The organism is Paraburkholderia sp. RL17-373-BIF-A, assembly GCF_046030175.1.
GTDB lineage: Bacteria > Pseudomonadota > Gammaproteobacteria > Burkholderiales > Burkholderiaceae > Paraburkholderia.
In genome coordinates, this window is record NZ_JARESO010000109.1 from 1 (window position 1) to 12,831 (window position 12,831).

The 12,831-nt window shown below is 57.9% G+C and carries 12 protein-coding genes and 3 pseudogenes; 8 read left to right on the forward strand and 7 right to left on the reverse strand.

The features are described 5' to 3' along the window. From P0D80_RS47105 to P0D80_RS47130, 6 genes and pseudogenes are all read left to right on the forward strand, one after another. Positions 1–395, forward strand: a 395-nt coding sequence (locus P0D80_RS47105) for an AAA-type ATPase lid domain-containing protein (RefSeq protein ID WP_408294865.1), incomplete at its 5' end; no start/stop codon positions are given. Between the two features lie 386 nt (positions 396–781). Then, on the forward strand, positions 782–1,348 hold the full coding sequence (locus tag P0D80_RS47110; protein WP_408294868.1) for a hypothetical protein: 567 nt from the start codon (positions 782–784) through the stop codon (positions 1,346–1,348). 24 nt (positions 1,349–1,372) lie between these two features. Further along, positions 1,373–1,918, forward strand: a pseudogene (locus tag P0D80_RS47115) (hypothetical protein); the annotation flags it as partial. A gap of 129 nt (positions 1,919–2,047) precedes the next feature. Further along, positions 2,048–3,148 carry a metallophosphoesterase family protein gene (locus P0D80_RS47120; protein ID WP_408294897.1) on the forward strand — a complete coding sequence of 367 codons (1,101 nt, stop codon included), beginning with the start codon at positions 2,048–2,050 and terminating at the stop codon, positions 3,146–3,148. Then, a complete protein-coding gene (locus tag P0D80_RS47125; protein ID WP_408294871.1) occupies positions 3,145–4,449 on the forward strand; it encodes an MFS transporter in 1,305 nt (434 codons plus the stop codon). Before P0D80_RS47120 ends, P0D80_RS47125 begins: the two co-directional genes overlap by 4 nt. Before the next feature lie 7 nt (positions 4,450–4,456). Continuing rightward, positions 4,457–5,728, forward strand: coding sequence for an arsenic transporter (locus P0D80_RS47130; protein ID WP_408294874.1), 1,272 nt, complete (start codon positions 4,457–4,459; stop codon positions 5,726–5,728). Between the two features lie 367 nt (positions 5,729–6,095). On the opposite strand, the gene P0D80_RS47135 is transcribed toward P0D80_RS47130, so the two are convergent. The 7 genes and pseudogenes from P0D80_RS47135 to P0D80_RS47165 all read right to left on the reverse strand — a co-directional run bounded on the left by P0D80_RS47135 (position 6,096) and on the right by P0D80_RS47165 (position 11,030). Beyond that, positions 6,096–6,464: a hypothetical protein gene (locus P0D80_RS47135; RefSeq protein ID WP_408294877.1), complete on the reverse strand. Its 369-nt coding sequence runs from the start codon at positions 6,462–6,464 to the stop codon at positions 6,096–6,098. Positions 6,465–6,634: 170 nt separating this feature from the next. Then, positions 6,635–7,842: pseudogene (locus tag P0D80_RS47140) on the reverse strand (MFS transporter). Positions 7,843–7,983: 141 nt separating this feature from the next. Beyond that, positions 7,984–8,151, reverse strand: a complete 168-nt coding sequence (locus P0D80_RS47145) for a DUF1289 domain-containing protein (protein WP_408294879.1) — start codon at positions 8,149–8,151, stop codon at positions 7,984–7,986. 3 nt (positions 8,152–8,154) lie between these two features. Beyond that, positions 8,155–8,844 (reverse strand): annotated as a pseudogene (locus P0D80_RS47150) (cation diffusion facilitator family transporter); the annotation flags it as partial. A gap of 160 nt (positions 8,845–9,004) precedes the next feature. After that, a complete protein-coding gene (locus tag P0D80_RS47155) occupies positions 9,005–9,673 on the reverse strand; it encodes a hypothetical protein (protein ID WP_408294882.1) in 669 nt (222 codons plus the stop codon). 2 nt (positions 9,674–9,675) lie between these two features. Further along, positions 9,676–9,930: a BPSL0761 family protein gene (locus P0D80_RS47160; protein ID WP_408294885.1), complete on the reverse strand. Its 255-nt coding sequence runs from the start codon at positions 9,928–9,930 to the stop codon at positions 9,676–9,678. 560 nt (positions 9,931–10,490) lie between these two features. After that, on the reverse strand, positions 10,491–11,030 hold the full coding sequence (locus tag P0D80_RS47165; RefSeq protein ID WP_408294888.1) for a DUF6471 domain-containing protein: 540 nt from the start codon (positions 11,028–11,030) through the stop codon (positions 10,491–10,493). Between the two features lie 156 nt (positions 11,031–11,186). Between P0D80_RS47165 and P0D80_RS47170 the strand changes: the two genes are divergently transcribed. Further along, entirely contained in the window at positions 11,187–11,663 is a 477-nt protein-coding gene (locus P0D80_RS47170) for an HAD domain-containing protein (RefSeq protein WP_408294891.1), read from the forward strand. 38 nt (positions 11,664–11,701) lie between these two features. Further along, complete coding sequence (locus P0D80_RS47175) at positions 11,702–12,193, forward strand: HAD domain-containing protein (protein ID WP_408294894.1); 492 nt, start codon at positions 11,702–11,704, stop codon at positions 12,191–12,193. Positions 12,194–12,831: the final 638 nt, after the last annotated feature.

A 12,831-nucleotide genomic window follows, 5' to 3' on the forward strand; every position in this document is an offset into this window, starting at 1 on the left:
CACTCGCCGAACACTTTCTCGCTGATGCTGCATCCCTCAGGGGCCATCCAATGCGGTTGTCGGCGCCCGCTCAGCGGTTACTGGTGACGTATCGATGGCCGGGAAACGTCCGGGAACTCAAGAACGCCGTTGAGCGCACATGCGCTCTAGCGCCTGGGCCGGCTATCACTGCGGACGACCTGGCATTCCTGACGCAAAAGCCGGGCGAGACGGACTCGCGACTGCCGGCACAGCTGCTTGAGATGGCTCTTCCAGAAGCCGTGGAAACGGTTGAGCGCGCCCTGATATGCAATGCCTTGGCACTCGCTGGGAACAACCGTGCCGACGCGGCCCGCCGGCTCGGCATCAGCCGGCAAACGCTCTACGCAAAGATGGCAAGTCTCGCAATCGAATGAGGTGTCCAGAAAGCCGACGCTGGAGTGTCGGGCTACTTGACACTCGCATAGCCCATCTGGCCGGGAAGCCTTACAGGCTGGGCTCCGAGCGCCTGGCATAGGGCTTGCAATTCTCTTCGTGTCGTTCAACGGAGAGAATCATGTCATCGAAGTCAGTACCTCGCATCGCGAACCTGCACGAGCTTACGAGCTACACACGTCTCAGTTCGAACCTCGCACGCGCTGCGGCGATTTCTCTCATTGTCGTCGCGACTGCGTGCGCCGCGCAAACGGCGCCCGCGCCGGCACCTGCACATATACCCGCACCACCGCCTGTCGCTGCCGCACCCGTGGGCCATATCCCAGAAATGGCACCGCAGGCCCCTCCGCCCACGCCGGCTCCCTTCATGGCGCAACAACAGTCGCTGGTCGCAACCGGGACGATAAGCCGGTTCGTCATCAATCCCGAAGGCGATGTCGACGGCTTCACCCTCGCGGACAGCGCGCTTGTTCACTTCCCGCCGCACATGAGTTCGCAGTTGGTCAGCCTAGTGCATCGTGGCGACACCGTCCGAATCGTCGGCTTGCGGGACGGCAGCGGCAACGTGAACGCCCAGCAGATTACAAACGTACGGACCGGGCAACAACTCGTCGACCAACCCCCACCGGTCGATTTGACGCATGCCCCATCGGCGCTGCGTGGTGCGGGCCTCGTCAAGCTGAGCGTCAAGGGGACCGTCATGCGGGTCACTACTGCGCCGCGAGGAGAGCCCGACGGCGTCATGCTCAACGACGGAACCATCATCAAGATGCCGCCACCCGTCGCACGACAGTACATGAGCCTCCTGCGTCCCGACGTCATCGTCGCTGCTCGCGGATACGGCACGCGCAACCAGTACGGCGAGGCGTTGCAAGCGACTGCGTTCGGCACGCCGGACAACGTTATCCAGCTCTACAACAACATCCCTAACTAATTTTCCACTTTCCGGAGTAAGACGATGCATTGGATTGACCCTGACTGCCTGCAAGAAACGCGCGGTATCGTGACTCAATTTCTGATGAACCCGCATGGGGAGCTTGACGGTTTCATCCTCGGCGAGAATCAGCAGGTACATTTTCCCCCGCATATGTCGAAGCAGGTCGCCAAGCACATCAGCATTGGTGACACGGTAATCGTACGAGGCGTGAAGCCCCGGTCAGCCGACATCGTTGCTGCAGTGCTGCTGACGTCCAGTTCCGGAGTGGCGATTCTCGATGAAGGTCCGCACGATGGCAAGAAGCATAAGAAGCCTCATGCAGAAAAGCAGCCGATGGAAGTCACGGGTGAGGTCAAGCTCTCCCTGTACGGCCCGAAGGGTGAACTCCGCGGCGCACTTCTCGCCGACGGAACGTCCATTCGCATGGCTCCTCATGCCGCGGCTGAACTTGTCAGCTATCTCGAACCGGGTGCGAACATCCAGGTCTGGGGTCACGGGGTGAAGAACGAGTATGGCCACACCATTGAGGTGGATGACATCGCTGAGTTCGTCGACGCGGACAGCGCCGAGGCGAATAACGCGGGCGAAGGCGAACAGAGCCACAACCTTTCTTTTCCTGGCGAGAGCGAGATTGCACCAGAGCAACTAGACAATCCGGCGAGTGGTGTTGCCGCGAGCGGTGGCCCGTTAACGTGGATGCATATCGGCGATTTACATTTGACCGACGCCGAAGAACCCAACCACCTCGCGCTCCGGGACATCATCGCGCAAGCCAACACGCATCTGGCGGGACACATCAATTTCGCGGTTCTGCCGGGTGACAACGCTGACGATGGGACACCTGAGCAATATCAGATTCTCCGCTCCGAGTTGGACAAGTTGCGGCTACCGCTTCACATCCTCCCGGGTGACCACGACTTCAAATCCAGGAGCCTTGATGCATTCCATTCAGTACTTGGAGCGCAACAACTGCCCAAGGCAATCACCGCCGCCGGCTGCAAGTGTCTCTTTTTAGATTATGTATCTGCTGGCACCGGCGGACCCGATTTTAAGCTTGGCAAAAGGCAGCTTAAGTGGCTAAAGGAAGAGCTGGAGCGCGCTTCCACCCAGGGCCTTGAAGCCGCAGTTTTCGCTCACGCCTACCCTGCTGACCTGGCCGACGCCGACGAAGCGAAAACCTTTCATAAGCTTCTGCGCGACCACCGCGTTCTGGTCGTCGATATGGGTCATACGCACTACAACGAACTCGCAAATGACGGGAAGACGATTTACGCAGCGACGCGCTCGACTGGGCAGATAGAGGAAGGACCGGCCGGATTTTCCATTCTCGCTATCGACGGAAACGTGGTCAGTTGGCGCTTCAAGCCACTGGACCAACCGTGGCCGGTAGCCATGATTACTTCACCCGCTGACCGCCGCCTGGTCACCCGCTCCCGGTCGCCCAATCACATCCCGTCCGGAAGCACCACGGTCCGCGCGAAGGCGTGGAGCGCCGAAGGCATCGAACGGGTTGAGTGCCGCATCGGCGACACTGAGTGGCGGCCGATGGCCCTGGACGCATCGACACAATCATGGACACTTGAAACCGAAATACCGGACGAACCCCTCAAGATTTCCGTTCGGGCGACCGACCTGTGCGGCTCAAGCGACATCGACAGCATCGATATCGTGACAACACCCGAGACCTTGGAGAAGCGGCGCGCACACGGGAGCGATGCGGATACCGTAGGCGCGTGGGACGAAAAGCATATCTTCGGTACGCAGCTTGGACCCAATCGCAACGGGAGAAAATGGTGAGCTCAGGCGAACCGGCGACCGGCGGCGAACCAGCGAAATCGCCCGCCGGTCGCAGCCTGCATGGGTTGGACGGCCTCAATTTTTTGATGGCTGACGTGCAAGGTGGATTGGGGCCGTTTCTGTCGGTCTATCTCAGAGACACCCAACATTGGGGCTCAGGCAACATCGGTCTTGTGATGGCGGTAAGTGGCATCGCGGCGGCCATGTGTCAAATCCCCGCCGGCTTGCTAGTTGACGCGGTTCGTGCAAAGCGCCTGCTCATCGCGATTTCGGGTCTAATGATTGGTGCCGGGTGCCTGCTCATCGCCTTTTTTCAGCAATTGCCCGCGGTGATGGCGGTGCAGGTCACGCTCGGCGCGGCGTCGGCCATCATTCCTCCATGCCTTGCTGCACTGAGTCTCGGTATCGTGGGCCATCGCCTGCTGCCGGCACAAATAAGTCGCAACGCGAGCTTCAATCACGCAGGCAACTTCACCGCAGCGCTACTGGCCGGCGCGCTGGGTCAGTATGTCGGAGTCATCTGGCTGTTCTATCTTATCTGCGCGTTTGCAGTGGCGAGCGCGGGTGTGGTGCTATTCATCAAACCCAAGGAGATTGACCACGCGCTCGCACGAGGTTCGGAGTGCCGCGCAGGAGGCGATAGTCGGCGCCGTCCCATCGCCTTTTCAGAACTTTGGAAAAAGCGTGACCTCAAAGTTTTTATCGTATCGGTCACCCTTTTTCACATCGGAAACGGGGCGATGCTGCCGCTTGCAGGGCAAGTCATCGCCAAGGTTCACCCGGGCACCGATGTCATCGCATTAAGCGCGTGCGTTATCGCCGCGCAGCTGATGATGGTGGTGGTTGCTGCGCTGGTCGGGCGTGCGATGAAGAAGGGCGTCGGGAGAAGGAAGATTTTCCTGGTTGCACTCGCAGTGCTGCCTGTCCGTGGCTTCCTCTTCTCAATGACCAGCAGTCCGTATGCTGTCGTCGCCATTCAACTGCTCGATGGCGTGGCCTCGGGCATCTTTGGCGTTGTCGCCGTCGTCATCGCGTCGGATTTAATGCGCGGGACTGGCCGCTTCAATCTTGCGCAAGGATTGATGGCGTTGGCCGTGGGAGTAGGCGGGGCGTTGAGTAATGTCACAGGAGGGTACGTCGTCGAAAAATTCGGTTTCACAGCAGGCTTTCTCACTTTGTCCGCCATCGGTGGGCTCGCCCTGATATTTTTTGCGGTCTTTATGCCTGAGACCAGGCCTCCCGGGGACAGTACCGCAACCCGGCGTACCGACTCGCAACATTTGATTCTTACCTCTCCCTGATTACACAATGAACGCGTTACTCACCTCGCCGTTTTCTGTCTGGGCCATTGCGGCAGTATCGACGCTGGGCGTCATCACTCGCCCATTCAAACTGCCGGAAGCGATGTGGGCCGTGCTGGGAGCATTAGCCTTATGCGGATTTGGCATGTTGCCTTGGTCGGATGCCCTGCATGCAATTGGCAAGGGCACCGACGTGTACCTGTTTTTGACGGGCATGATGATGGCGTCGGAACTTGCTCGAAAGGAGGGATTGTTCGACTACCTGGCGGCGCTTACCGCAAAGCGAGCAGCAGGCTCGGCGAAGCGGTTGTTTTTCCTGATGTACTGCGTTGGTACAGTCGTGACCATCTTCATGTCTAACGATGCAACGGCAGTTGTTCTGACGCCTGCAGTCCTGGCGGTCGCACACGCGGTCAAAGCCGAAAAGCCGTTGCCCTATCTTTACATCTGCGCGTTCATTGCCAACGCTGCGAGTTTCGTTTTGCCGATTTCGAACCCGGCAAATCTGGTGATTTTTCGCGACCATATGCCTACCTTGATGCATTGGCTCGGTCGTTTCGCAATCCCGTCTGTCTTGAGTATTGTCGCCACGTATCTGGTCCTCCGTTTCATGCAACGCGATTCTCTGGAGCAGAAAATCGAGGCTCATGTCGACGTGCCCAGGCTCTCCGGCGCGGGAAAGGCGACGGGATTCGGTATCGTAGTGATGGCAGTCGTAATGCTTGCAGCGTCTGCCTTCGACGCTCCACTTGGCCTACCGACTTTCGGCGCAGGGCTCGCGCTGTTCGTTTTCGTTTGCCTCTTGAAACGACAGTTTCTCGGCCATCACCTCACCGAAATATCGTGGGCGGTACTCCCTCTCGTCGGTGGACTTTTCGTGCTGGTTGAAGGGTTGCAGCACACCGGTGTTATTAACCATCTGGCTACCGCAGTTCAAACCGCCGCGAAAACAATTCCCGCTCATGCGGGCTGGATATCCGGCGCGGTCGTTGCCGTCGCATGCAACCTTATCAACAATCTGCCCGCAGGCCTTATCGCGGGCTCAGCGCTTACCGCCGCGCACGCGTCCACGCCTATCGCCAGCGCGATTCTGGTTGGTGTGGACCTTGGCCCGAACTTTTCCGTCACTGGCTCTTTGGCAACCATCCTTTGGCTCACAGCGCTGCGTCGCGACGGCATTGAAGTGTCCGCATGGTCTTTCTTGAAGCTGGGTGTCGTGGTGACCCTGCCCGCTCTCGCCGCCGCATTGGCTGCGGTTGCATTAAGCGCGAATCTGTAACACCACTCAAGATGCGAGCTTGCCCGAAGCAAACCAGACGTCGCTCGTTGCGCGCGGCTCCACTCGGGCGATTGTTGAGCCCGCTCGTGGGTAGATGTCGGTCATGCGATAGACCCCCAACACGTATGTCCACCGTGCCGGGAGCAGGCCTTTCAGAGACCGAGTTTGCGACGATGCGTTGTGACTTCGTTCTTGCTTCCAAGGCTCTCGCCCCATGCGCGACCTCGTACGAGGTCATTCGTATGCAGCTCACAGACATGGCTTCGGACCCGTCGTCGTCAAGGTGGTCAACTCATCGCGACACTGGTACCAGCGAAGGTCGTGACGTTTCGCTGCTTGCCGACAGCAGCGGCTAACAGCGCACCATTTACTGGCCAATGACTACCCGAGGGCTGATTACGACGGCGGGAACAGGTTGATAAATCACGGCGGGAGGCTGCGTAACGTACCCACCTTTGCACTTGCTCTTCTCTTTGTATTCGCCCTTTCCCTTCCATTTGCGTTCGACCTTACAGCCGCCGTCCCAATATTCCTCCTTGTAATCGCCACCATGTTTTTTCCAGGAGTCAGCGCGGGCGCCAAGGGACACCACTGCGAGCGGGACCGAGAGCAAGGCGCTTGCCAGCAATAGGCGGGACAGTTTCATGGCGGGTGAGGAAGCGGGTTGTAAGGTTGTGAGGGTAGCTTTTGGCCCCTCCGCCATGTGTATCAAAGAGTTACGGTCGGTAATGCTCACAGAACATTCCATACCGCGTCCGCGACTGCTGTGGCAGGTATTGACTACGACTACGGCCCGCAGGTGCATCAACATGTCGTGACAGCCGTTGCAGACACTCCTCATTGCTGTTTGCCATACGTCTGGCAAGGCGGAAATAGAGCTTCTGCCTTCTCTGCAAGCGCTCTGGCTCAGCGACCCGCAGTAGTATCCTGCGTCCGACCGAACAAAAGCAGCGCAACAGTTACGAGGCAGAAGCCGACACCCGCATAGAAGGTGGCGGCCGCACCCAGACGGTCCCACAGAACACCTGCAATAGCGCTCGACACAAGCGTGACGACGCCACTGAGCAGATTGAAGAAGCCGAACGCGGTACCGCGCAGTTGTGCCGGCGCGGTGTGAGCGACCATTGTGGCGAGCAACCCCTGTGTCATCCCCATGTGCAGGCCCCACAGCGCAACACCCACAAGCACAACGCTCCAGTGCGTGCCATGCGCGAGCACTACATCCGACGCAATCAATATACCGAGGCCCCCGCGACCAGCAACTTCGTCTGGCTCATCGTGTCGGCAAGTTTCCCGAACGGATAGGCCGACAGCGCATACACGACGTTCATCGCGACCATCACGAGGGGCACCAGCGCAATCGGCACGCCACTTCTCATGGCGCGCAACACGAGGAATGCTTCACTGAACCGGGCGAGGGCGAAAACCCCGCCTACGATGACCACCCACCAATAGCGCGTGTCAAGCTGCCTGATGCTGTCCCAGCGAATCGGATTGACCCGTTTTGCGCCCGGCTCCTGCGCGGGCTCCTCGATGCCAAATGTCAGCAGGGCGACGGCGAGCAAGCCGGGAATGACGGCGAGCCAGAACGCGAGCCGGAAGTTGTCTGCCCACACCAACATGATGACTACAGCCAGCAGTGGCCCAAGGAACGCGCCGACGGTATCCAGAGATTGACGGAGCCCGAATGCTGCGCCTCGGAGATGGGGCGGCGTGACATCAGCTACGAGCGCATCGCGCGGCGCGCCCCGGATGCCTTTGCCGACCCGGTCCATGATGCGTGCAGTGACTACGATTCCGATAGTCGGCGCCACAGCGAAAAGCGGTTTGCTTAGCGCACTCAGCCCATACCCAGCAACTGCGAGCCATTTCCGGTTGCCGAGATAATCGCTGAGGGTTCCGGAGAACACCTTGATGATGGGCGCTGTCGCCTCGGCGATGCCCTCAATGAGACCAATCGTCGTCGCACTGGCGCCGAGACTCGCCATGAGGAACATGGGCAGCAGGCTATGGATGATTTCGGATGAGACATCCATGAACAGGCTGACGCAGCCAAGGACCCAGACACTGCGGGGAATTTGCCGTAGAACACTGGCTCGCTGTTCGGTGCGCATGGAATCAATACTCCCCAAAGAGTCGGTCTGATTTTATCGCGCACGGTCGAAGCCAGCACCAGAATGAAGCGGCGGAAGCGCTCCTTCTATTCAGGTGTCCGGCGTTCGCGGTTGCTCGGTGGACACCGCAGGCGATTCGCGTTACAGCTTCGCCTGTCGCCGCGGGCGGTCGTTAATCACCTGATGGCGCCGGTGGCCAGTCATTTTCTTCCACGCCCGAATCTCGTTGAGCGTACGAAAACATCCAACGCAAAGCTTGGTCTTGCCATCGAAGGCACACGCATCAATGCATGGTGACTTGACTGCCATGGGTCAGGTCGCCGCGTGTGAAGGTTGCACTTCAACGGTGACATGCGACGGCCCCTTGAAACGCTCAAGCACGGCGTGATAGAAGCGCGAATCACGCTGGGTTTCGCCTGTTGCCACTGACACCGCGGCGCTGATGTGCCCCGGACCCACCCGCCAAACGTGTAGGTCGACGACTCTGTCGCCACAGTCTTCGATAGCATGACGTACGTTCTCGGTCATGCGTCGGTCGGAGTTCATGTCGAGCAGGATTGCACCGGTATCTCGCATCAGACCGTACGACCAGTTAGCAATCACCAGCGCGCCGATGACACCAGCGAGCGGGTCCATTCAGAGCCATCCGAACGCACTTGCCAATACGAGCCCAATGATGGCCAGCACAGAGACCGCCGCATCAGCCATCACGTTGATGTAGGCCGACCGGATGTTGTGGTCCCGGGTCGCGGCTTCGCGCGCATCGTCGTGGTGCTCATGCTCTTCGAATTCCACCTCATGCTCGCCGTCCGGTATGTGCACGATGGCCTTGAAGGCGTGCGGCTCAGGAATGTCTTCCTTCGATTCCAGATAGCCGCCACGGTCCGCGAAAGCGAATACCTGTTGCGTCCCATCGGGTCGTACCGTCGTAACGGACATTGTTGCGGCGTCCAGTCGCGAACCCTCAGTTTCCGGTGTAATGCGGAAGACGGGCGACACCCCAGATATTGATGCTCGCCCGAGGAATCAGGAGCGCACCGGAAAAGAGTACCTTCGCGCACGTAGCGCCTTTTGATACATAACACGACCAGAGCGAGTACAAACCCGACCGCTGGTGCGACCAATAACCACGCATTTTGAAGAACAATGTGCACAAAATTCTTCATGGCTTTGGTAGCTGTAAAGCATTGCGCTTCGCGAAATCTCTGGCAGCCTTCATTACTGCTGTGACGTCCTCCATCGCGAGGAACTGGAGCGGCGTGGAGCCCCCGAGGTCTCCGATTGGCGTGGTTAAAAAACGCCATTTTTCAAGCCCCGATGTGGACTCGCCCAGTCGACGTATCACTTTCGCGAAGGCATCACGGTGAATCATTGGTGAAAGAAAGAATGCAGGTATGTACGACTCTCCCTTCAGTTCGATGGTGAAGATTCGTGCCGAAGCGAGGTATCGGTTCAGCTTCTTCTCACTGACACCCGTTGCCCTGCAGTAGTCCTCTGCGCGCAACAATTTTCCTTTGCGCACAAGGAGGCTACGCTCATCCTCGCGCGGTGTTCGCGGTTTCGAGATACGGCTGACCCGCTTGCGTAGCCTCTCCTCTTCATCGCGCATCGCCTGAAGGTCGAGATTAAGTATTGTGGCCGTGCCCATCGTTTGCCATATGCGATTCTTGAATAGCCGCCCTAGCTCCTCGTCGGAGAGTTCGAGCAGTTTTCTAGCGCCTTCGGGGTCGGCCAAGACTGCAGCTACAGCAGCTCGGTGAATCACGTACTCCACCCGTGCATCTTCAAGCGAGCTAGGCTTCGGTCTTTGGCGCGAGGACAGTGGCATCACGACTACCACCTCGGTGCGTAGCGATTCGCTCGACGGTCGCGGCGCACTCTCAGGCGTATTGGTCTTGCTGTTCCCCATACCAATGGCAAAGCCACGGCCGACGCATCGAGGTCGACGTCAGCTGGATAGTGCCGCAGCAGATTTCTCGCAACTGTTTGAATAAGCCCCGGCACGTCGACTGTATCGGGCTCGGTGAGCACGTGAAGCAGCTCGCGTGTCTCTCTAACGGCTTTAGTCCGCTCTGCTGGAGTCGTCATTTGTGTCTCCGTCGAACATATCTTTTGTGACGTCCGAGTAGGAAGTCACGTTGTTGACCGCACAGAAGCGCTCCCACAGGTATTGAGCGTTGTCCGACCAGCCATTTGGTCCAACGAGCCGGTACACGCGACCTGAATGAGTCGTACCGCGTTTTAAAGCCGGGTCAAACTCCAAGATGGGCGTGCTAACACGTCCTGTTAGGTCGCGCTCGTCTTGACCCGCGAAATGCCGAGCCCCTGCTTGCGTTTCCAGAATTTTCCAGTGAACCAGCGACATCTGTGGTTCATCGTTGACAGATGCGACTCGCCAGACTGGCATCGCTATCTCCTGACGTCTCAGGCCAATACAAGCGTTGAATCACTCGAGCGAGCCCTCGGCGCGAACTTCGCGGAGCGCGAACACTTCATCGCATCGCTTGAATATCGGCGTGAACACTACGTAAGACCAGTATTTTTACTTTTTTCTTACGTATTTCGCGTGGGCTGGCCCACGCAATTTGGGCTACAGGGGAAATATAGAACAGTCACGGAAAAGAGCAAGGGATTTGTCGAGACTCAGTTCAGGTCGCGGAGGTGCCGACTAACGCAGCTTCGTTCAAGTCGAACTGGTCAAGAAAAAGATGAATGCCCGCAAAACGACAGACCGTCGCGCATTGAAGAAACAGTGCGGTCGAGAAAGAACCGTCCTCAATCTGCACACGTAATATCTCGGGCTCCGCGCAGACGCCTATCTCTTCAAGACGCTTTGACAGCTTTACCCAGTCTAGCCAAGGTTGAAGAGACAACTCCCCGCGCATTATGGCCGCAGCACGGTCCTCCCAGGCCATTTCGGCGTGGAGTGCATGGGCCCACTGGTCGGGATACAAAGAACTCGAGGCCGTCAGAACTTGCAGAAAGAACGTGTGCCGAAACGTCCCGCGATGGACCTTGCCTTCTATCGACCGCTCCGACTCCGCAACCCCAATCTGCGTCAACGCCTTCGCAAGTTGTGAGTAGCTCACGTCTCGACGGGTCAGCATGACCCGCAGGGCGCGCGAAGACAATCTCTCCCACGGACCATCGACAAGTTCGCTAACTTTCGCTTGATTTCGCGTTGACATGAGCTATGTTTTCTGTGTGGTAACCCACGCGAGTCGTCGAAAAGTCAAAGACCAAAATTCCGACGACCCGTTCGCATCGACCGTTGCCCCATGCTCGCCATTTCATGCTGCTCATGAGCATGAGTCGAGTTCGGTCCTCTGCAGTCGCACTTCACCATGAACTCTATTCTGTATTTGGGTGCCGAACGCCTTCTGTTTCCCAGGCTACTTCGTTCCTCGCCGCCGCGTCAACCAGCTCGAGAGTCCTCATCGCAGAGCATCCTGTTTGCATGCTTGATTGAGACCGTCCTCGACCGGCCCGACCTTGCGATTGTGCTCAATAGCTGGCTGGTTGTGGACTATGGATACTGTACGCTTCGTCGCCTCCTGCCGCTCGAATTAGCGCAAAAGACCATCGGCGCGACTATGCGAGGCAACCGAGCGCATCGAAGGTCGTATACCACCCAAAGCAAAATCGACCTGTTGCGGTCGGACATTGCTCGCCGGAATCCCCAGCGCGTGACCATCATCGATGGGGAACGGATGAGCATTCCGTTCGAGTACCTGGGGAGGTCGATAGCAGTGGGTTCGACTTCGACCAGCAGTCTCGACAGGTTTCAGTCCAGGCTTCAGCAGCTTCTGGACTCCGACTGATTCGAAAACTCAACCAAGCCCCTCGGACGGAGACACCTATGATTCTGTACCTCAACTTCGACGGAGTGCTGCACCCTGACCAGGTCCTCTACGCGGAAGGATGCATTCCTTCGCTGACGGCCGCTGGACATCGCGAGCTGGAAAACGCAAATATCCTCGCGGAGATTCTCGGTGACCGCACAGGCGTGAACATCGTGCTCAACACGTGGTGGACCTTCTTTTTAGGGGTCGACGCCTGCAAGGCCATCCTTCCAATCTCACTCGCCCGCCGGGTAATCGGAAGTGTCTTGGAAAGCGCGCCCAAATATTGCACGAGACCCGCGAGGCTGCATGAAGCAGAAAAGCTCATCCTCAATTGCCTAGACCAGTACGTCGTCCTGGACCATAGCAATGCGGTCTATCGACCGGACCTCATTGGAAATCTGCTCCTCACGAATCCAGAAGAAGGACTGAGTAATCGTGCAGCACGGAGAAGCCTCGAGAGACGAATACGAATGCTTGCAGGACACCTTTGCAACCGGCACATTTAGTTTGCACGCCGAACTAAATTTAACGACCGCTCCTCTTGCTCGAGCGCTATTCCCGGGCGCGCTGCCGGCTTGCGTTATTGCGTTTTACATCGTATACCAAGGCACTTTCGCATTTTGAGGTATATCTTCATGCCCACGTCTATAACGCGAGAACAGCCAAAACGTCGGGGACCAAAATTGGCAAAAAACCGCTTCTCTTGTAGCCGACGCCGTCATACAATTTTGCAGCGATACCGCCCAACCTGAGGAGCTCCCATCACGCAAAAATTGCCCCCTTGACACCCTCGATGGGACAGTGGCCACGCCTGCTTTCTTTGTGTCTTCGTCGCACAAAAAAGAAGGGGGCCGCTAAGCCCAAGCGAACTTGAACCGCGGCCCCCGGTGGCTCCCGTGAGGAAGACCACGCCAGCACCGTGATTTTCTCACGGGGGTTACTGAGCGTCAAAGCATTCTCACGCCTGTAAATAACGTGGAATCTTCCGCCAAATGACCCTCAACTCCGCCCTTTGGTCGTCAAATTTTTTTAATTTGACCTCACACACTCCTCACTCGTCGGACATGCACCATCCCGTCGGCGTCCAGCCATCTGACCCTATCTACAATCGACGCTGGCAGCCCTTCCGAGATTTGTCTTTCCG

What these genes read in the sequence shown, in the direction of transcription:
- P0D80_RS47110 (WP_408294868.1), top strand. Translation starts at nt 782, where the DNA reads ATGGCGCAACAACAGTCGCTGGTCGCAACCGGGACGATAAGCCGGTTC.
- P0D80_RS47120 (WP_408294897.1), top strand. Translation starts at nt 2,048, where the DNA reads ATGCATATCGGCGATTTACATTTGACCGACGCCGAAGAACCCAACCAC.
- P0D80_RS47130 (WP_408294874.1), top strand. Translation starts at nt 4,457, where the DNA reads ATGAACGCGTTACTCACCTCGCCGTTTTCTGTCTGGGCCATTGCGGCA.
- P0D80_RS47145 (WP_408294879.1), bottom strand. Translation starts at nt 8,151, where the DNA reads ATGGCAGTCAAGTCACCATGCATTGATGCGTGTGCCTTCGATGGCAAG.
- P0D80_RS47160 (WP_408294885.1), bottom strand. Translation starts at nt 9,930, where the DNA reads ATGACGACTCCAGCAGAGCGGACTAAAGCCGTTAGAGAGACACGCGAG.
- P0D80_RS47165 (WP_408294888.1), bottom strand. Translation starts at nt 11,030, where the DNA reads ATGTCAACGCGAAATCAAGCGAAAGTTAGCGAACTTGTCGATGGTCCG.
- P0D80_RS47170 (WP_408294891.1), top strand. Translation starts at nt 11,187, where the DNA reads ATGAACTCTATTCTGTATTTGGGTGCCGAACGCCTTCTGTTTCCCAGG.
- P0D80_RS47175 (WP_408294894.1), top strand. Translation starts at nt 11,702, where the DNA reads ATGATTCTGTACCTCAACTTCGACGGAGTGCTGCACCCTGACCAGGTC.